Below are 18,155 nucleotides of genomic sequence, written 5' to 3'. Positions count from 1 at the left end.
GGTTGAGCTGTCGTGACTCGATCAGCGGACGAACTGCGAGGCCCGGTCAGCGAGGTCGAGCAGAGCCGACGGCAGGACCCCGAGAGCCAGCGTGATCATCGTGCCGACCGCGATGGCGAACGTCGTCCCGACCGACGGAGTCACGACGGCGACCGGCCCCGGACCGCCGACCGACGTGGCCGCGGCACCGGTGGCAACTGACTCGCTCGGCGGCTCACTGAAGAACATGAGGACGATGATCCGGGCGTAGACGAAGACGGTGATCGCCGAGCAGACGACACCGACGACGGCCAGCACGGTGCCGGTCGCTCCCCCGGTGCCGATCGCCGCGGAGAACACCGCGAACTTCGACACGAAGCCGGACGTGAGCGGGATGCCGGCGAACGCGAGCATGAGGAACGCGAAGGCGCCGGCCACCACCGGGTGACGCTTGCCGAGCCCGGCCCACTGCGACAGGTGTGTCGCCTCGGCGCCGTTCTGCCGGACCAGGTTGACGATGGCGAAGGCAGCGATGGTCGCGAAACCGTAGGCCACGAGGTAGAAGAGCACCGCGCTGATGCCCTTGCGGTCGAACGCGAGGACGCCGACGAGGATGAAGCCGGCGTGCGCGATCGAGGAGTAGGCGAGCAGCCGCTTGATGTCGGTCTGGGTGACCGAGAGCACCGCACCGACGACCATCGTCAGGAAGGCGATGATGACGACCGCGTTGGTCCACTCCCACCGTGCCGTGTCGAGCCCGACGTAGGCGAGTCGGAGGATCGCGCCGAACGCGGCGGCCTTGGTGGCGGCGGCCATGAAGCCCGTCACCGGAGTCGGGGCGCCCTGGTAGACGTCAGGCGTCCAGGCATGGAACGGCACCGCGCCGACCTTGAAGAGCAACCCGACGAGGACGAGGAACGCGCCCGGAACGAGCAGGCCGTTCATCGCCAACGGACCCGAGGCGATGGCGGCGCTGAGGTCGGCGAAGTACACCGAGCCGGCGTAGCCGTAGAGCAGGGCCGTGCCGAAGAGGAAGAACGCCGAGCTGAACGCCCCGAGCAGGAAGTACTTCAGCGACGCCTCCTGCGAGAGCAGGCGCCGGCGTCGGGCCAGGCCGGTGAGGATGTAGAGCGGGAGCGACAGGACCTCGAGGGCGACGAACATGCCGATGAGGTCGTTCGCCGTCGGGAAGAGCATCATGCCGGCGATGGCGAAGAGGGTCAGCGGGAAGACCTCTGTCGTCACCGCACCCGCCCGGGTCGCCGCGCTCTCCACGGGAGAGCCGGGCGTCGAGGCACCGCTCGGGGTGAAGGCGTCAGGTCCCACCCCACCGAGTCGCTCCGCCATCGTCAGGACGCCGAGGACACCCATGAGGATGATGGCGCCCTGCATGAACAGGGCCGGCCCGTCGATGGACAGGGCGAAGAGCGGTCGCCCGGTCGCACTGTCGGCGATGCCCATCGTGTAGCCCTGGTGGTCGACCGCGACGATGACCGCCGCGAAGGCGGCCAGCAGTGCGACGACGCTCAGGGTCGCCTGGACGACGTGGCGACGCTCGCGGGGCGCGAAGGCCTCGATGAGCACGGCGATGACCGCGGCACCGAAGACCACGAGGAACGGCAGGACGGCGAGGTAGTCGACCTGGGCCGGCTCGAAGGCCGTGGGCAGCAGGGCAGAGGACGCGGACGGCGCCGTGAGCGCAGCGACGGCGGTCACTTCGAGCTCCCTTCAGCCGCGGCGCCTGCCGCGGATGGTGACGTGTCGGCGGTCGAGACGTGGGACAGCGACGTCTTGACGGCCGGGTTGATGACGCCCAGGGCGAGGTTCGGGAAGAAGCCGAGGACGAGGAACGCGGCGATGAGCGGGGCCGCCACCGCCTTCTCGCGCAGGGACAGGTCGGCGATCACGGTGCCGCCGGAGGATCGGCGCCAGCGGTCGTCGACCGCGGCCGGGTCGCTGGCCAGCGACTCCGGCTTGGGGCCGGTCATGACGCGCTTGTAGAGGAGCAGCATGTAGAGCGCGGCCAGGATGATGCCACCCGTGGCGACGACTGCCGCGACTGGCTGCGTCGGGAAGGTCCCCACGTAGACGAGGAACTCCGAGACGAAGCTGGCCAGTCCCGGCAGGGCCAGACCGGAGAGGCTGGCGACGAGGAAGATCCCGGCCAGACCGGGGGTGACCCGCTGCCACCCGCCGTAGTCGGCGATCCGCTTGCTCCCGCCGCGCCGGATGAGCATCGCTGCGAAGAGGAAGAGCGCGGCCGTCGAGAACCCGTGGTTGAGCATGTAGAGCGACGAGCCCGCTCCGGCGACATCGGTGAAGGCGAAGATGCCCAGGACGATGAAGCCGAAGTGGCTCACCGACGTGTAGGAGATCAGGCGCATCATGTCGGTCTGGCCGATGGCGAGCAGCGCCCCGTAGAGCACCGAGATGACCGCCAGCGCGACCACCACGGGCGTCGCCCACTCGCTCGCGTTGGGGAACATCTGGAGGCAGAACCGGATCATGCCGAAGGTTCCGACCTTGTCGAGGACGCCGACGAGGAGGGTCGCGGTGGCAGGCGTCGACTCGGTCGCCGCATCCGGCAGCCAGGTGTGCACCGGCACCATCGGGGCCTTGACCGCGAAGGCGATGAAGAATCCGACGAAGAGCAGCCGCTCGGTCGTGGGGTCGAGGGTGAGCCCGGTGAGGTTGCTGACGAGGAAGCCGTCGGCTCCTCCGGGACCCTGCAGGTAGACCGCGATGACCGCGACGAGCATGATCAGCCCGCCAGCGAGCGAGAAGAGGAGGAACTTCATCGCGGCGTACTGGCGACGCGGGCCACCGAAGCGGCCGATCAGGAAGTACACCGGGATGAGCATCGCCTCGAAGAAGACGTAGAAGAGGAACACGTCCGTCGCCGCGAACACCCCGACCATGAAGGTCTCCAGGGAGAGCAGGAGGGCGAAGTAGCCCTTGACCCGGCGGGCGCCGCCGGCGTCCGCCTCCTCGGGGACGTCGTGCCACGCGGCGAGCAGGCAGATCGGCGTGAGAACGAGCGCCATGAGGATGAGGACGAGAGCGATCCCGTCCACCCCCAGGGCGTAGCTGACCCCGAACTGGGGGATCCACTCGACGTACTCACCGAGCTGGAACTGCTTCGTCGACGCGCTGTCGTACTGGAGTGCCGCCACGATGCCGACCACGAGGGTGACCAGCGAGGTGCCGAGCGCAATGCGCTTGGCGTTCTCCACCGTCCCCGGCGCGAACGCCACGACGAGCGACCCCACGAGCGGGAGGAGGACAAGGATGGACAGCCACGGGATGCTGGACATCGCAGTGGTTTCGTTCATCAGGAGATCACCCACAGTGCACCGAGGATGGCGACGACACCGGTGAGCATCGTCAGGGCATAGGAGCGCGCGAAGCCGTTCTGCAGCCTGCGCAGGCGCGACGACGTGCCGCCGACCAGGGCCGCGAGGCCACCGGCGCCACCGTCGACACCCTTGCCGTCGATGAAGACGAGCGAGCGGGTCAGGTGGATGCCGGGTCGCATGAGGAGGGCCTCGTTGACCTGGTCCTGGTAGAGGTCGTTGCGCGCAGCCTGCGTGAGCAGGTTGCCGGCCGGTGCCACGACGGGCACCTCGTCCCGCCAGTAGCGCATCCAGGCGAGGGCGACGCCACCAGCGACGAGGATCAGCGTCAGCGCCATGATGACGGGCACTGCGAGGACCGGGTGCTCGTCGCCGTGGCCGCCGGTGACCGGCTCGAGCCACGACGTGAACAGTCCCGTCGGGCCGATGATCAGGCCGAGGAAGGCCGAGCCGACGGCCAGCACCATCATCGGGACCGTCATGAGCAGCCCGGACTCGTGCGGGTGGACGTCCTCGGTCCAGCGCTTCTTGCCGTGGAAGGTCATGAAGAACAGGCGCGACATGTAGAACGCCGTGATCCCGGCGCCGATGAGCGCCGCGCCGCCGAAGACCCAGGGCCGCCAACCCTCGCCGATGAAGGCCGCCTCGATGACCTTGTCCTTCGACCAGAAGCCGGAGAACGGGGGCACACCGATGATGGCGAGCCAGCCGAGCGCGAAGGTCGCCCACGTGATCTTCATGATCCCGGAGAGCCCGCCGAACCGGCGCATGTCGACCTGGTCGTTCATGCCGTGCATCACTGACCCGGCACCGAGGAACATCCCGGCCTTGAAGAAGCCGTGCGTCAGCAGGTGGAAGATCGCGAAGGCGTAGCCGACCGGGCCAAGACCCGCCGCGAGCATCATGTAGCCGATCTGCGACATCGTCGAGGCCGCGAGCGCCTTCTTGATGTCGTCCTTGGCCGTGCCGACGATCGCCCCGAAGAGCAGGGTGATCGCGCCGACGATGACGACGGCGAGCTGCGCGTCGGGCGACGCCTCGAAGATCGGGCCGGACCGGACGACGAGGTAGACGCCGGCGGTGACCATCGTTGCCGCGTGGATCAGGGCGGACACCGGCGTGGGACCCGCCATGGCGTCGCCGAGCCAGCTCTGCAGCGGGAACTGCGCCGACTTACCGGTCGCGCCGAGCAGCAGCATCAGGCCGAGGGCCGTCATGAAGCCTTGGTTGGCCTCGTTGCCGGCCGCCCCGAGGACGGTGCTGAAGTCGACCGCGCCGAAGTGGAAGAACATGATCATCACGGCGACGGACAGACCGAAGTCACCGACCCGGTTGGCCACGAACGCCTTGTTGGCGGCGGTGGCGTAGGCGGGGTTCCAGTTCCAGAAGCCGATGAGCAGGTAGGACGCCAGACCGACGCCTTCCCAGCCGACGTAGAGGAGCAGGTAGTTGTCGGCGAGGACGAGCAGAAGCATCGCCGCAACGAAGAGGTTGAGGTAGGCGAAGAAGCGCCGCTTGTCGGGGTCGTGCTCCATGTACCCGAGCGAGTACACGTGGATCAGCGAACCGACGAAGGTGATCAGCAGGACGAACGCGATGGACAGCTGGTCCACGAGGAGCGCAGCGTCGACGGAGAACGACCCGGCGGTGACGAAGTCGAACATCGGCACGTTGGCGTGCCGCTCCTCCGCGTCGAGCCCGAGCATCTGGATGAAGACCAGGGCGCCGACCACGAACGAGCCCCAGGACAGCGCCGTCGCGAGCACCGGGCCGAAGCCGTTGGTGCGGCGACCGCCGAGGAGGAGCACCGCAGCGCCGAGGAGCGGCAGCGCGATGAGCAGCCACGCGGCCGAGGTGATCCCGGTGGCGGCGTGTGCCTCGCCCGAGTGCGCCGCCAGGCCAGCGGCATACGTGCCGGCGCCGCTGGGGGCTTGGAGAAGGTTTCCCATGCCTAGTGACATCGAGTGAGGCTCCCTTACAGCTTCAGCAGGTTGGCGTCGTCGACGGAAGCCGACCGGCGGGCCCGGAAGATCGCCATGATGATCGCGAGTCCGACGACGACCTCAGCGGCGGCGACGACCATGACGAATAGCGCCATGACCTGCCCGTCGAGGCCCCCGTGGATCCGGGAGAACGTCACGAGCGCGAGGTTCGCCGCGTTGAGCATCAGCTCGACGCCCATGAAGACGATGATCGCGTTGCGGCGCATCAGGACCGTGGCCGTGCCGATCGAGAAGAGCACGATGGACAGGTAGATGTAGTTCAACGGGCTCACTGGTCCGCCCCCTTCTCGGCAGTCGTGGCGGAGTCGTCCGCGGCGCCGGGGCCGGCGGCGCGGCCCGGCAGCTCTTCACCGTGGGCCGACCGGAGGATGTGGCGCTCGACGTCGAGGAACTCGTCGGGCCGGGCCACCTGCTCGCGGGCCACGAGGACCCGGGAGACCGACTTGTCGCTCGGCGTGCCGTCCGGGAGCAGGGCCGGCGTGTCGACGGCGTTGTGCCGGGCGTAGACACCGGGGGCCGGCAGGCCGGCGACGAACTCGTTGTCGCGGACGCGGCGCGCCGCCCACTCGGCCTGGGTCAGCTTGGGGGCGATGCGCTCACGGTGCGCGAGGACCATCGCGGCCAGCGCAGCGGTGATCAGCAGGGCCGAGGTGATCTCGAAGATCCAGACGTACTGGCCGAAGATCAGCTCCGCCATCCCGGTGATGTTGCCGGTCTGGGCGTTGCTCGCCTCGAGGCGCTCGATCCCGGCCTGGACGGCGCCCTCGTCGAACGTGGCCGAGCCGATCGTCGAGGAGAGCAGTCCGACGAGGCCGACGGCGAGAATCGCGGACGACCAGCGGTGCCCCTTGATCGTCTCGACGAGGGAGTCGGACGAGTCGACGCCGACGAGCATGATGACGAAGAGGAAGAGCATCATCACGGCCCCGGTGTAGACGAACACCTGGACGGTCCCGAGGAAGTCGGCCTTCTGCATCAGGTAGAAGACGCCGAGGACGGTCATCGTGATGGCCATCCCGATGGCGGCGTGGACCGCCTTGCGCGCGAACACGAGGGCCAACGCCGCGAGCACGGCCAGCGGGGCCAGGACCCAGAAGAAGGCGGATTCGGTGCCGGAGGTCACGGGTTGGCCCCTTCCCGGGTCTGCGCCGCCGTCGGCGCCGTCGTGTGGACCACGTCGTGCTCGCCCGGCACGCTCGCGGCGAGGTTGCCGGGCTCGTTGTGGGCCAGCGGACTCTCGTCCACGGCCACCCGCGCGTCACGGGCCTCGACGTAGCCACGCTGGGCCGTCGTGGGACCGGTGACCTTGCCCTGGTAGTAGTCGCGCTCCTCCATGCCGTCGGCCATGGGGAACGGCGGCGGGAGCATGCCCTCCTGGAGCGGGGCCAGCAGCTGGTCCTTGGTGAAGATCAGCTTGCCGCGGTCGTTGTCGGCGAGCTCGTAGAAGTTCGTCATCGTGAGCGCCCGGGTCGGGCAGGCCTCGATGCAGAGCCCGCAGAAGATGCACCGCAGGTAGTTGATCTGGTAGACGCGGCCGTAGCGCTCGCCGGGGCTGAACCGGCCCTTGCCGCCGAGCTCGACCGGGGTGTCGTCGTTGTCGGCGCCCTCGACGAGGATGGCGTCAGCCGGGCAGGCCCAGGCGCACAGCTCGCAGCCGACGCACTTCTCCAGTCCGTCGGGGTGCCGGTTGAGCTGGTGACGCCCGTGGAAGCGCGGCTGGGTGGGACGTGGCTTCTCGGGGTACTCCTCGGTCGCCACCTTCCGGAACATCGTCGAGAACGACACACCGAAGCCCGCGACGGGCGCGAACATCTCGGCGAGGGCGCTCTTGCGCTTCCTGCCGCGGTCCTTGCTGACGTTGTCGTCAGCCATGGGTCTCCTCCTTGCCGGCGATGCCGTCGGTCGAGCTGGGAGCGGTGGGGTCGGAGGCCGAGCCCTGCACCGTCGTGCCTCGGGAGGCCGAGCCCGCGAGGACGCGGTCGGGCCGGGCCGGCTCGCGCAGTCGCTGCCCAGGCAGCGGGGGCACGGGGTAGCCGTCGGCGAACGGGTCGATCTCCTCGGGTGGAGCCGTCTCGGCGGCGGCCTGCTTGGCGTCGACCCGGTCGCCCCAGATCCACGTGACGACCAGGGCGAGCACGGCGACGACGCTGATCAGGATGAGCGTCGCCCGGTTGAAGACGAGGCCGGCGATGGTGACGCTGTCGTCACCGAGGAAGCCGAGCTGGGCGCCCCGGATGAAGGCGACGGCGACGACCCAGGCGAGGGTGATCGGGATGAGGAACTTCCAGCCGAAGCGCATGAACTGGTCGTAGCGGACGCGGGGCAGCGTGCCGCGCAGCCACACGAAGAACCACATGAAGAACCACATCTTCATCGTGAACCAGAGCAGGCCCCACCAGCCGCCGGTCAGCATGCCGTCGCCGATCATCGAGATCAGCGGGGGTGCCGCCGGGCCGCCGAGGAACATCGTCGTGGCCAGCGCCGAGACGGTGAACATGTTGATGTACTCGCCGAGGTAGAACATCGCGAAGGTCATCGCGGAGTACTCGGTGTGGAAGCCACCGACGAGCTCGCCCTCGCCCTCGGCGAGGTCGAACGGGAGACGGTTGGTCTCGCCGACCATCGTGATGACGTAGACGACGAAGCTGAAGAACGCGGGCAGGATGTACCAGAGCGAGCTCTGGGCCGAGACGATCTGGGAGGTCGACATCGAGCCGCTGTAGAGGAATACGGCGACGAGCGAGAGGCCCATCGCGATCTCGTAGGAGATGATCTGCGCGGTGGAGCGCAGCCCGCCGAGGAGCGGGTAGGTCGAGCCCGAGCTCCAGCCCGCGAGGACGACGCCGTAGGCGCCGACGGAGGCGACGGCGAGCACGAGGAGCACGGCCACCGGCACGTCGGTCAGCTGCAGCGGCGTCTCGTGGCCGAAGAGGGACACGACCCCGCCGATCGGGATGATCGAGAACGACACGAACGCCACGGTCGCCATGAGGATCGCGGCCGCCCGGTAGATGACCTTCTCGGCGTTGGCCGGCGCGATGTCCTCCTTGAGCATGGACTTCATGCCGTCGGCGAGGGTCTGCAGCAGGCCGAAGGGGCCGTTGCGGTTGGGGCCGGGACGCTGCTGCATCCGGCCGATGATGCGCCGCTCGAACCAGATGACGACCAGGGTCGACAGGAGCAGGTAGACGAAGATCAGGACGGCCTTGATCAGCGACAGCCAGAGCGGCGTGTCGCTGAAGTCGGCCGCCGGGTTCTCCGTCGCGGGCAGCGCCGAGACGAGGCCGTATGCCGCTGGGCTGAGTGTCATGCGACACCGTCCTTTGCGTGGGTGGCGGGGTCAGAGGCTGCGGCGCCAGCGGTCACGGCGACCCGGCGCCCGGCATCGGAGCCGAGCCCGGCTCGCACCGAGACGCCCCGGGAGTTGGTCGGCAGCCACACGACGCCGTCGACCATGCCGGCGGTGACGAGGGCGGGCACCGTGACGCTGCCGCGGGGGCCGGTGACGGTGACCGGGCCACCGTCGACCACGCCGAGGCGCTCGGCCGACGTGGGCGACAGTCGAGCCGCGGGGGCCTGCGCGGTGCCGGCGAGGAAGGGCTCCCCGTCCTGCATCCGGCCCTGGTCGAGCAGCGTCGGCCAGGTGGCGAGGACGTGGTCGCCGAGACCGTCGCCGACGGCCGGCGCGGCTGCGGCCTGGCCGGAGGCAGCCACGCCGCGGTCGCCGGACCAGGGGCCGAGCGCCGCGAACTGGGCGTGGACCTGGTCCGTGGTGCGCGTCTCGAGGAAGTGGCCGAGCTCGCTGGCCAGCATGTCGAGGGCGCGGTGGTCGCTGACGTGGTTGCTCGCGAGGGCCTTCTCGAAGGGCCGGACCCGGCCCTCCCAGTTGACGTAGGAGCCCACCTTCTCGGCCTGCGGCGCGACGGGCAGCACGACGTCGGCGAGCTGGGTCACCGCGGACTCGCGGATCTCCAGGGAGACGACGAAGGCCTTCTCGAGCGCGTTGCGGGTGTCGGACAGGCCGAGGTCGGCGGGGTCGATCCCACCGACGACGAGAGCATCCAGGTCGCCCGCCGCGGCTGCGGCGATGATGGCTGCGGTGTCGCGCGCCGGGGCGTCGGGCAGGGAGCCGACCTCCCAGGCCGAGGCGACCTCGGCGCGCGCGGCGGCGTCGGCCGTCGGACGCCCGCCGGGCAGCAGCGCCCCGAGGGCGCCTGCCTCGAGGGCCCCACGCTCACCGGCGCGGCGCGGCACCCAGGCCAGCCGGGCACCCGTCTCGGCCGCGAGCTGGGCTGCGGCTGCGAGGGCCCCGGGCGACGTGGCCGCCCGCTCGCCGACGAGGATGACTCCGCCTTCGGCGAGGCCGTCCCTGGCCGCGCTGCCCAGCTCGGTGCTGCGGAGGTCGCGCAGGACGTTGGCCTCCTGGCCGGGCACCGTCGGGATGAGCGAGCCACCCATCTTGGCGAGCCCGCGCGTGGGAGCCGGCCCAGCGGCATACACCTTGGTCTTGTTGCGGCGGAACGCCTTGCGCAGCCGCAGGAAGACGATCGGGCTCTCGTCCTCGGGCTCGAACCCGACGAGGAGGACCGTGCCGGCCTTCTCGAGGTCGGCGTAGGTCACGGACCCGCCCTCGGGGCCGGTGGCCGCGACGTGCTGGGCGAGGAAGGCGACCTCCTCGGCCGAGTGCGGCCGCGAGCGGAAGTCGACGTCGTTGGTGCCGAGCACGACCCGGGCGAACTTGCCGTAGGCGTAGGCGTCCTCAGTGGACACGCGGCCACCGACGAGCACGCCGGCCCGGGCCCCGGAGAGACCGGCCGCAGCGGCCGCGAGGGCCTCGGGCCAGCCGACGGCCTTGAGCTCACCGTTGGGCTGACGCACCATCGGGAACTCGATGCGGTCCGGCTGCGTCGCGTAGGTGAAGGCCCAGCGACCCTTGTCGCAGTTCCACTCCTCGTTGACATCCGGGTCGCGCAGGGCCATCCGGCGCAGCACGACGCCGCGCCGGTGGTCCGTGCGGATGGCGCAGCCGCTCGCGCAGTGCTCACAGACGGACGGCGTCGACACGAGGTCGAACGGCCGGCTGCGGAAGCGGTAGGCGGCGCCGGTCAGCGCGCCGACCGGACAGATCTGGACGGTGTTGCCCGAGAAGTAGCTCTCGAACGGCTGCTCCTCGTAGATGCCGACCTGCTGGAGAGCACCGCGCTCGACGAGAGCGATGAACGGGTCGCCGGCGATCTGGTCGGAGAACCGGGTGCAGCGGGCACAGAGCACGCACCGCTCGCGGTCGAGCAGGACCTGCGAGGAGATGTTGATCGGCTTCGGGTAGGTCCGCTTGACGTCCTCGAAGCGGGACACGGCCCGGCCGTTGCTCATCGCCTGGTTCTGCAGGGGGCACTCGCCACCCTTGTCGCAGACCGGGCAGTCGAGCGGGTGGTTGATGAGCAGCAGCTCCATGACGCCCTGCTGGGCCTTGTCGGCCACCGGCGAGCTGTGCTGCGTGTTGACGACCATGCCGGCCGACACCGTCATCGTGCACGACGCCTGCGGCTTGGGCATGGCGCGCGGGACGCCCTCCTTGTCCGGGAGGGCGACGTCCACGAGGCACTGCCGGCACGCGCCGACGGGCTCGAGGAGCGGGTGGTCGCAGAAACGCGGGATCTCGATGCCGATCGTCTCGGCAGCCCGGATGACGAGGGTCCCCTTGGGAACGCTGACGTCGACCCCGTCGATCGTCAGGTCTACGAGATCGGGGTTGGCCGGGGCTGCCGCGCCGCTCGCGGCGGCGTTGGTCGAGGTGGCGGTCATGCGGTCACCATCCCGCTGGTCTCCTTGGTCTGGACGTCGAAGAGGACCGACTTCTCCGGCGGGAAGAGCACGTGGGCGGGCGTGTGCATGCCTGCCTCGAACTCCTCGCGGAAGTACTTGACGGCCGAGGTGATCGGGCTGGTCGCCGCGTCCCCGAGGGCGCAGAAGCTGCGGCCGAGGATGTTGTCGCAGATGTCGACGAGCTTGTCGATGTCGTCCTGCGTGCCCTGGCCGTTCTCGATGCGGTTCATGATCTGGCGCAGCCACCAGGTGCCCTCGCGACAGGGCGTGCACTTGCCGCAGGACTCGTGGGCGTAGAAGTCCGTCCAGCGCGACACGGCGCGGACGACGGAGACCGTCTCGTCGAAGACCTGCAGCGCGCGGGTGCCGAGCATCGAGCCGGCCGCGGCGACCGAGTCGAAGTCGAGCGGCACGTCGAGGTGCTCCTCGGTGAAGATCGGCGTCGAGGAGCCACCGGGCGTCCAGAACTTCAGCTTGTGTCCCTGGCGCATCCCGCCCGCGAGCTCGATGAGCTCACGCATGGTGATGCCGAGCGGGGCCTCGAACTGGCCCGGGTTGGCGACGTGGCCGGAGAGGCTGAAGATGCCGAAACCGGTCGACTTCTCGGTGCCCATCCCCTTGAACCAGTCCGGTCCCTCGAGGATGATCCCCGGCACCGAGGCGATCGACTCGACGTTGTTGACCGACGTCGGGCGGGCGTAGAGGCCGGCGGCTCCGGGGAACGGCGGCTTGAGACGCGGCTGGCCGCGGCGGCCCTCGAGCGAGTCGAGCAGCGCCGTCTCCTCACCGCAGATGTAGGCGCCGGCGCCGGCGTGGACGGTGATGTTGACCTTGACACCCTTGCCACCGACGTTGTCACCGAGGTAGCCCGCCGCACGGGCCTCCTCGACCGCTCGCAGCAGGCGGCGGTAGACGTGGACGACCTCGCCACGCAGGTAGATGAAGGCGTGCTCGCAGCCGATGGCGTAGGAGCTGATGATGACGCCCTCGATCAGCGCGTGCGGGTTGGCCATCATGAGCGGGATGTCCTTGCACGTCCCCGGCTCGGACTCGTCGGCGTTGACGACGAGGTAGCGAGGGCCGCCGTCGGGCGGGCTCATGAACGACCACTTCATGCCGGTCGGGAAGCCGGCGCCACCACGGCCCCGGATGCTCGAGTCCTTGACGGCGCCCAGGACGTCGGCGGGCGCCATGTCGAGCGCCTTGCGCAGCGCGCGGTAGCCGTCGTGCTGCTCGTAGGTGGCCAGGGTCCAGGACTGCGGGGCGTCCCAGAACTTGGTGAGGATCGGGGTCAGCGTGTCAGTCACTTCGAGCCCTCCGTCCCGTCGGTCGGCGCCGCGGTGGAGTCGCTCTCGCCGGCGGGAGCGGTCCAGCCGTTGTCCTTGGCGATCCGCAGGCCGAGCAACGAAGCGGGCCCGGCGCCCGGGCCCTGGTCGGCGAGCCCGTCGTGGAAGCCGGCGAGGACGCGCGAGACCTGCTTGAACGTGCAGACCCGGTCGGGACCGCGCGTCGGCCGGACCTCCTTGCCCGCCCGCAGGTCGTCGACGAGCTGCACGGTGCTCTCCGGCGTCTGGTTGTCGAAGAACTCCCAGTTGGTCATGACGACCGGGGCGTAGTCGCAGGCGGCGTTGCACTCGACGCGCTCGAGCGTGATCTTGCCGTCGGCGGTCGTCTCGTCGTGCCCGATGCCGAGGTGCTCGGCGACCGTGTCGAAGATCTGGTCGCCGCCCATGATGGCGCACAGCGTGTTGGTGCAGACGCCGACGGTGTATTCACCGTTGGGGTGCCGCTTGAACTGCGTGTAGAAGGTCGCGACGCCGCTGACCTCGGCCTCGGTGAGGTCGAGCAGCTCGGCGCACAGCGACACGCCGCGGCCGGTGACGTAGCCGTCGACCGACTGAACCAGGTGGAGCAGCGGAAGCAACGCGGACCGCTTCTGGGGATAGCGGGCGATGACCTCGGCCGCGTCGGTGCGCAGCTGCTCGAGGACGTCCGGGGCGTAGGGCTCCTTCGACTCCGGGCGCAGGTGCAGGTGCCCGGAGGCGTGGGACGTGTCGTTGCCGCTCATGAGTTGTCCTTTCGCACGACGACGAGCGTTCCGGTCCTCGCTCGCTGGAGCTCGCTGCGATCCTCGCGCTCTGTCGCGCTCATCGGTCCACTCCTCCCATCACGGGATCGATCGAGGCCACGGCGACGATGACGTCGCCGAGCTGGCCGCCCTCACACATCGCGGCAACGGCCTGCAGGTTGTTGAAGCTCGGGTCCCGGAAGTGGGCCCGGTAGGGGCGGGTGCCGCCGTCGGAGACGAGGTGGCAGCCGAGCTCGCCCTTGGCGGACTCGACCGCGACGTAGGCCTGGCCCGGCGGGACGCGGAAGCCCTCGGTCACCAGCTTGAAGTGGTGGATGAGCGACTCCATCGAGGTGCCCATGATCTCGCGGATGTGGTCGAGGCTGTTGCCCAGGCCGTCCCCGCCGAGCGCGAGCTGCGCCGGCCACGCGATCTTCTTGTCCTCGACCATGACGGCGCCCTGGCTGCCCTCGGTCGCCTGAAGGCGGTCGGTGCACTGCTCGACGATCTTGAGCGACTCGTACATCTCGTCGAGGCGGATCCGCATCCGGCCGTAGGCGTCGGAGCTGGTGCGCGTGATGACGTCGAAGTCGTACGTCTCGTAGCCGCAGTACGGGGCGGACTTGCGCAGGTCGTGCGGCAGGCCGGTGGAGCGCAGGATCGGACCGGTGACGCCGAGGGCCATGCAGCCGGCCAGGCTGAGGATGCCGACGTCGGTCATCCGGCCCTTGACGATGGGGTTCTCGTTGACCAGGGCCTCGAGCTCGCCGATCCCGCGGCGCAGCTGCGGCACCATCTCGCGCAGCGCGTCGATCGCGCCGGGCGGCAGGTCCTGGGCCACACCGCCGGGGCGGATGTAGGCGTTGTTCATCCGGAGGCCGGTGACCATCTCGAAGATGCGCAGGATCCGCTCGCGCTCGCGGAAGCCGACGGTCATGACCGTGGTCGCGCCCATCTCCATGCCGCCGGTGCCGATGCAGACGAGGTGCGAGCTGATCCGGGTCAGCTCCATCATCAGGACGCGCAGGACGCTGGCCCGCTCCGGGATGTCATCGGTGATGCCGAGCAGCTTCTCGATGGCGAGGCAGTAGGCCGCCTCCTGGAACATCGGCGTCAGGTAGTCCATCCGCGTGCAGAACGTGACGCCCTGCACCCAGGTGCGGTACTCCATGTTCTTCTCGATGCCGGTGTGCAGGTAGCCGATGCCCGCGCGGGCCTCGGTGACCGTCTCACCGTCGAGCTCGAGGATGAGCCGCAGGACGCCGTGGGTCGACGGGTGCTGCGGACCCATGTTGACGACGATCCGCTCCTCGTGGAGCGCGGTCGCCTCGTCGACGAGGTCGTCCCAGTCGCCGCCCGAGGCGTTGAAGACGGTGGCGTCACCCGCGGCGGCCTCGTCGGCGGGCGTCGTCGCGTAGGGGTCCGCGCCGAGGCGCGGGTCGAGACCCGGGCTGGTGCCGTGCACCGTCTCGTCGTCCCCGCTGTCGGTGCCGGGGTGGGTGTTGGTGTGCGTGCTCATCAGTTGTACGACCTCCGCTGGTCCGGCGGGGGGACCGTCGCGCCCTTGTACTCGACGGGGATGCCGCCGAGCGGATAGTCCTTGCGCTGGGGGTGGCCCGGCCAGTCGTCGGGCATGAGGACCCGGGTCAGCGCCGGGTGACCGTCGAAGATGATGCCGAACATGTCCCACGTCTCGCGCTCGTGCCAGTCGTTCGCGGGATAGACCTCGACGATCGACGGGATGTGCCGGTCGTCCTCGGGGCAGGAGACCTCGACGCGGATGCGCCTGCTGCCGTGGGTGATCGACAGGAAGTGGTAGACGGCGTGCAGCTCCTCGCCGACGCGGTCGGGATAGTGCACCCCGGACACGCCGGTGCAGATCTCGAAGCGCAGCGCGGGGTCGTCCCGCAGGGCCCGAGCCACGGCGACGAGGTGCTCGCGGTGGACGTTGATCGTCATCTCGCCGCGGTCGACCACGACCGCAGCAACGGCCTCGCCGAACGACGCGGGGCCGCCGACGAGGGCGCGCTCGAGCGAGTCGGCGACCTCGTCGAAGTAGCCGCCGTAGGGGCGGGACGTCTCACCGGCGACGAGGATGGGCCGGCGGAGCAGGCCGTAGCCGGAGGTGTCGGCGCCCTGCTTGGCGCCGAACATGCCCTGCCGGTAGCCGACGACCTTCGGCGTCGTCTCGCCCGGCTGGACGAGCTCGATCTCGCCGGGGGTCAGGCCGCTCTCCTGGGTCTTCTCGAGGCCCTTGGCCACCTCTTCACTCATGCCGCACCTCCCCGCACGACTCCTACCGTGCTCCGGGCCTCGTTCCTCGTTTCCTCACACGGCGTCGTCATGCGAGCAGCCCCTTCATCTGGTGGGTCGGCGTCGCCTCGAGCGCCGCGGCCTCGGCGGCGCGGGCCGCCGCCTCGCGGTTGACGCCGAGCGGCATGCTCTGGACCTGCTTGTGCAGCTCGATGATCGCGTTGAGGAGCATCTGCGGCCGCGGCGGACAGCCGGGCAGGTAGATGTCGACCGGGACGATGTGGTCGACGCCCTGGACGATGGCGTAGTTGTTGAACATGCCACCGGAGCTCGCGCACACGCCCATGGAGATGACCCACTTGGGGTTGGGCATCTGGTCGTAGACCTGGCGCACGACCGGAGCCATCTTCTGGCTCACGCGCCCGGCCACGATCATCAGGTCGGCCTGCCGCGGCGTCGCGGAGAACCGCTCCATGCCGAAACGGGCGATGTCGTAGTCCGGCGTGCCGACGGCCATCATCTCGATCGCGCAGCAGGCGAGGCCGAAGGTGACCGGCCACATCGACGCCTTGCGCATGTAGCCGGCGAGCCCTTCGACAGTCGAGAGCAGGAATCCGGCTGGCAGCTTCTCTTCGATCCCCATGGTTTCTCCTAAGTCCTTCGTGCTCGCTGTGGCTCGGCCACGTCCACCAGGTGCTCCACGTTGCGCATCACTTCACGGCTCACCAAGTCGCTCAGTCCCACTCGAGGCCGCCGCGGCGCCACACGTAGGCGTAGGCGACGAACACGGTGAGGATGAACAGGACCATCTCCACGAGCGCGAAGAGGCCAAGCTGGTTGAACGCGACGGCGAACGGATAGAGGAAGACCGACTCGATGTCGAAGATGATGAAGAGCATCGCCGTCAGGTAGTACTTGATCGGCACGCGCCCGCCACCGGCGGGGTGCGGCGAGGGCTGGATCCCGCACTCGTACGCCTCGAGCTTGGCCCGGTTGTAGCGCTTCGGCCCGACGAGGAGCGAGGTCCCCACGGACAACACTGCGAACGCGAAGCCGAGCCCCAACATGAACAGGATCGGGACGTACGGGTTCATCCTCGGTCACATGCCTTTCGGTCGTGGCAGCAGTGGCGGTGGCGGCCACCCTGGCTGACGGTGCTCGGCGCACCCATCCTAGGGGCGTCGGAGACGATTGTGCTCGGGGTCACAAACCCCACCCCGAGCGGGGGCGAACGCCGCCCCGGGAAGCCGGCCCAGCGGCATACGACAGGGCTCGGGTCATGCGTCCGGCGCGATCTTCGACAGGGCGTTGATGATGCGGTCGCTCGCACCCTTGCCACCGGGCTCGGCCAGGTTGGCCATGATCTTCAGCAGGAACTTCATCAGCGTCGTGCGCGGCAGGCCGTACTTCGTCGCGAGGCGCATCACCTCGGGGTTGCCGATGATCGTCGCGAAGTGCCGGCCCAGCGTGTAGTAGCCGCCGAGGTCCTGCTTCATCCGCGTGTTGTAGGACTGCAGGACGCGCTCCCGGCTCGCCACGTCGGCTCGCGCGAACGCGTGCGCCACGACCTCGGCCGCGGTCCGGCCCGACTCCATCGCGTAGGCGATGCCCTCGCCGTTGAACGGGTTGACCATGCCGCCGGAGTCGCCGACGAGGAGCAGCCCGTCCGCGTAGTGCGGCTGCCGGTTGAAGCCCATCGGCAGCGCGGCGCCCCGGATCGGCTGCGTCATCGTCTCGTCGTTGTAGGTCCACTCCTCGGGCATCGTCGCGACCCAGCGACGCATGACGTCCTTGTAGTCGACGTTGCCGAACGCCTTGGAGGTGTTGAGGATGCCGAGACCGACGTTGCTCGTGCCGTCGCCGACCCCGAAGATCCACCCGTAGCCGGGCAGGAGGACGTCCTTGCCGGACGGGTCCTTGGCCCAGAGCTCCAGCCAGGACTCGAGGTAGTCGTCGTTGGTGCGCGGGCTCGTGTAGTAGGTGCGGACCGCGACGCCCATCGGGCGGTCGTCGCGCTTCTCACGGCCCATCGCCAGCGACAGGCGGCTGGAGTTGCCGTCCGCCGCGATGACGAGCGGCGCGCGGTACTCGTGGGTCTCCCCCGTGGCCCGGCCGTTCTCGTCCACCGACTTGGCGGTGACGCCGACGATCGCGCCGCGCGCGTCCGTGATCGGGCCGCTGACGTTGCAGCCCTGGATGAGGCGCGCGCCGTTCTTCACCGCGTGCTGGGCCAGGATGTCGTCGAAGTCCATCCGGGTGCGGACGAGGCCGTAGGGCGGGAAGGCGGAGTTCTCCGGCCAGTCGAGCTGGAGGCGCATGCCGGCACCGATGATCCGGAGGCCCTTGTTGCGGATCCAGCCGTCGTCCTCGGGCGTCGGGATGCCCAGGTTGATCAGCTCGCGCACGGCGCGCGGCGTCAGGCCGTCGCCGCAGACCTTCTCGCGGGGGAAGTACGTCTTCTCGAGGAGCAGCACGTCCAGGCCCGCCATCGCGAGGTAGGCCGCGGTGGCAGATCCTCCGGGGCCGGCGCCGACGACGATGACGTCCGCAGCATCGACCCGACTGTCGACATTCGTAGTGCTCATGGCTCCCTGCAGGTTCAGCATGCTCGCTCGCGCTGCTTGTGAATCAGTTCACGAACTCTCCAGCACCCTACTCCGGAGGGTTCGACGT

The 18,155-nt window shown here is 69.6% G+C and carries 15 protein-coding genes; all 15 read right to left on the bottom strand.

The genetic code is table 11. The features are described from left to right. Positions 1–21: 21 nt before the first annotated feature. The 15 genes from nuoN to OO014_RS04350 all read right to left on the bottom strand — a co-directional run bounded on the left by nuoN (position 22) and on the right by OO014_RS04350 (position 18,067). The gene (nuoN, locus tag OO014_RS04420; RefSeq protein WP_272461066.1) at positions 22–1,695 is read right to left on the bottom strand and encodes an NADH-quinone oxidoreductase subunit NuoN; all 1,674 of its coding nucleotides are present in this window, start codon (positions 1,693–1,695) and stop codon (positions 22–24) included. Further along, positions 1,692–3,311 carry an NADH-quinone oxidoreductase subunit M gene (locus OO014_RS04415; protein WP_272461065.1) on the bottom strand — a complete coding sequence of 540 codons (1,620 nt, stop codon included), beginning with the start codon at positions 3,309–3,311 and terminating at the stop codon, positions 1,692–1,694. The genes nuoN and OO014_RS04415 overlap by 4 nt, the downstream gene beginning before the upstream one ends. Continuing rightward, a complete protein-coding gene (nuoL, locus tag OO014_RS04410; protein ID WP_272461064.1) occupies positions 3,311–5,281 on the bottom strand; it encodes an NADH-quinone oxidoreductase subunit L in 1,971 nt (656 codons plus the stop codon). Before nuoL ends, OO014_RS04415 begins: the two co-directional genes overlap by 1 nt. Positions 5,282–5,307: 26 nt before the next feature. Continuing rightward, positions 5,308–5,607: an NADH-quinone oxidoreductase subunit NuoK gene (gene nuoK / locus OO014_RS04405; RefSeq protein WP_272461063.1), complete on the bottom strand. Its 300-nt coding sequence runs from the start codon at positions 5,605–5,607 to the stop codon at positions 5,308–5,310. Further along, positions 5,604–6,458, bottom strand: coding sequence for an NADH-quinone oxidoreductase subunit J (locus OO014_RS04400; RefSeq protein ID WP_272461062.1), 855 nt, complete (start codon positions 6,456–6,458; stop codon positions 5,604–5,606). The genes nuoK and OO014_RS04400 overlap by 4 nt, the downstream gene beginning before the upstream one ends. Next, positions 6,455–7,207, bottom strand: coding sequence for an NADH-quinone oxidoreductase subunit NuoI (gene nuoI, locus OO014_RS04395; RefSeq protein WP_272461061.1), 753 nt, complete (start codon positions 7,205–7,207; stop codon positions 6,455–6,457). Before nuoI ends, OO014_RS04400 begins: the two co-directional genes overlap by 4 nt. Next, positions 7,200–8,645, bottom strand: coding sequence for an NADH-quinone oxidoreductase subunit NuoH (gene nuoH, locus OO014_RS04390; RefSeq protein ID WP_272461060.1), 1,446 nt, complete (start codon positions 8,643–8,645; stop codon positions 7,200–7,202). Before nuoH ends, nuoI begins: the two co-directional genes overlap by 8 nt. Beyond that, the gene (locus OO014_RS04385; protein ID WP_272461059.1) at positions 8,642–11,140 is read right to left on the bottom strand and encodes an NADH-quinone oxidoreductase subunit G; all 2,499 of its coding nucleotides are present in this window, start codon (positions 11,138–11,140) and stop codon (positions 8,642–8,644) included. Before OO014_RS04385 ends, nuoH begins: the two co-directional genes overlap by 4 nt. Continuing rightward, on the bottom strand, positions 11,137–12,468 hold the full coding sequence (nuoF, locus tag OO014_RS04380) for an NADH-quinone oxidoreductase subunit NuoF (protein WP_272461058.1): 1,332 nt from the start codon (positions 12,466–12,468) through the stop codon (positions 11,137–11,139). The genes OO014_RS04385 and nuoF overlap by 4 nt, the downstream gene beginning before the upstream one ends. After that, positions 12,465–13,229 carry an NADH-quinone oxidoreductase subunit NuoE gene (nuoE, locus tag OO014_RS04375; RefSeq protein ID WP_272461057.1) on the bottom strand — a complete coding sequence of 255 codons (765 nt, stop codon included), beginning with the start codon at positions 13,227–13,229 and terminating at the stop codon, positions 12,465–12,467. The genes nuoF and nuoE overlap by 4 nt, the downstream gene beginning before the upstream one ends. Positions 13,230–13,308: 79 nt before the next feature. Continuing rightward, a complete protein-coding gene (locus OO014_RS04370; protein WP_272461056.1) occupies positions 13,309–14,748 on the bottom strand; it encodes an NADH-quinone oxidoreductase subunit D in 1,440 nt (479 codons plus the stop codon). Then, entirely contained in the window at positions 14,748–15,503 is a 756-nt protein-coding gene (locus OO014_RS04365; protein ID WP_272461055.1) for an NADH-quinone oxidoreductase subunit C, read from the bottom strand. Before OO014_RS04365 ends, OO014_RS04370 begins: the two co-directional genes overlap by 1 nt. A 67-nt stretch (positions 15,504–15,570) precedes the next feature. Then, a complete protein-coding gene (locus tag OO014_RS04360; protein WP_272461054.1) occupies positions 15,571–16,125 on the bottom strand; it encodes a NuoB/complex I 20 kDa subunit family protein in 555 nt (184 codons plus the stop codon). A 91-nt stretch (positions 16,126–16,216) separates the two neighbouring features. Then, entirely contained in the window at positions 16,217–16,576 is a 360-nt protein-coding gene (locus OO014_RS04355; RefSeq protein WP_272461053.1) for an NADH-quinone oxidoreductase subunit A, read from the bottom strand. A 183-nt stretch (positions 16,577–16,759) separates the two neighbouring features. Continuing rightward, a complete protein-coding gene (locus OO014_RS04350; protein WP_272461052.1) occupies positions 16,760–18,067 on the bottom strand; it encodes a geranylgeranyl reductase family protein in 1,308 nt (435 codons plus the stop codon). Positions 18,068–18,155 lie beyond the last annotated feature (88 nt).

It is taken from the genome of Intrasporangium calvum (assembly GCF_028446585.1).
In the GTDB taxonomy this organism is placed as follows: Bacteria; Actinomycetota; Actinomycetes; order Actinomycetales; family Dermatophilaceae; genus Intrasporangium; species Intrasporangium calvum_A.
Note: the sequence above shows the minus strand (reverse complement) of the source record. Positions and strands in the feature narration are given on the sequence as shown.

Bases quoted from the DNA above. Each gene is read 5' to 3' on its own strand.
- OO014_RS04415 (WP_272461065.1), bottom strand. From the start codon at position 3,311: ATGAACGAAACCACTGCGATGTCCAGCATCCCGTGGCTGTCCATCCTT.
- nuoL (WP_272461064.1), bottom strand. From the start codon at position 5,281: ATGGGAAACCTTCTCCAAGCCCCCAGCGGCGCCGGCACGTATGCCGCT.
- nuoI (WP_272461061.1), bottom strand. From the start codon at position 7,207: ATGGCTGACGACAACGTCAGCAAGGACCGCGGCAGGAAGCGCAAGAGC.
- nuoH (WP_272461060.1), bottom strand. From the start codon at position 8,645: ATGACACTCAGCCCAGCGGCATACGGCCTCGTCTCGGCGCTGCCCGCG.
- OO014_RS04385 (WP_272461059.1), bottom strand. From the start codon at position 11,140: ATGACCGCCACCTCGACCAACGCCGCCGCGAGCGGCGCGGCAGCCCCG.
- nuoE (WP_272461057.1), bottom strand. From the start codon at position 13,229: ATGAGCGGCAACGACACGTCCCACGCCTCCGGGCACCTGCACCTGCGC.
- OO014_RS04370 (WP_272461056.1), bottom strand. From the start codon at position 14,748: ATGAGCACGCACACCAACACCCACCCCGGCACCGACAGCGGGGACGAC.
- OO014_RS04365 (WP_272461055.1), bottom strand. From the start codon at position 15,503: ATGAGTGAAGAGGTGGCCAAGGGCCTCGAGAAGACCCAGGAGAGCGGC.
- OO014_RS04360 (WP_272461054.1), bottom strand. From the start codon at position 16,125: ATGGGGATCGAAGAGAAGCTGCCAGCCGGATTCCTGCTCTCGACTGTC.
- OO014_RS04355 (WP_272461053.1), bottom strand. From the start codon at position 16,576: ATGAACCCGTACGTCCCGATCCTGTTCATGTTGGGGCTCGGCTTCGCG.
- OO014_RS04350 (WP_272461052.1), bottom strand. From the start codon at position 18,067: ATGAGCACTACGAATGTCGACAGTCGGGTCGATGCTGCGGACGTCATC.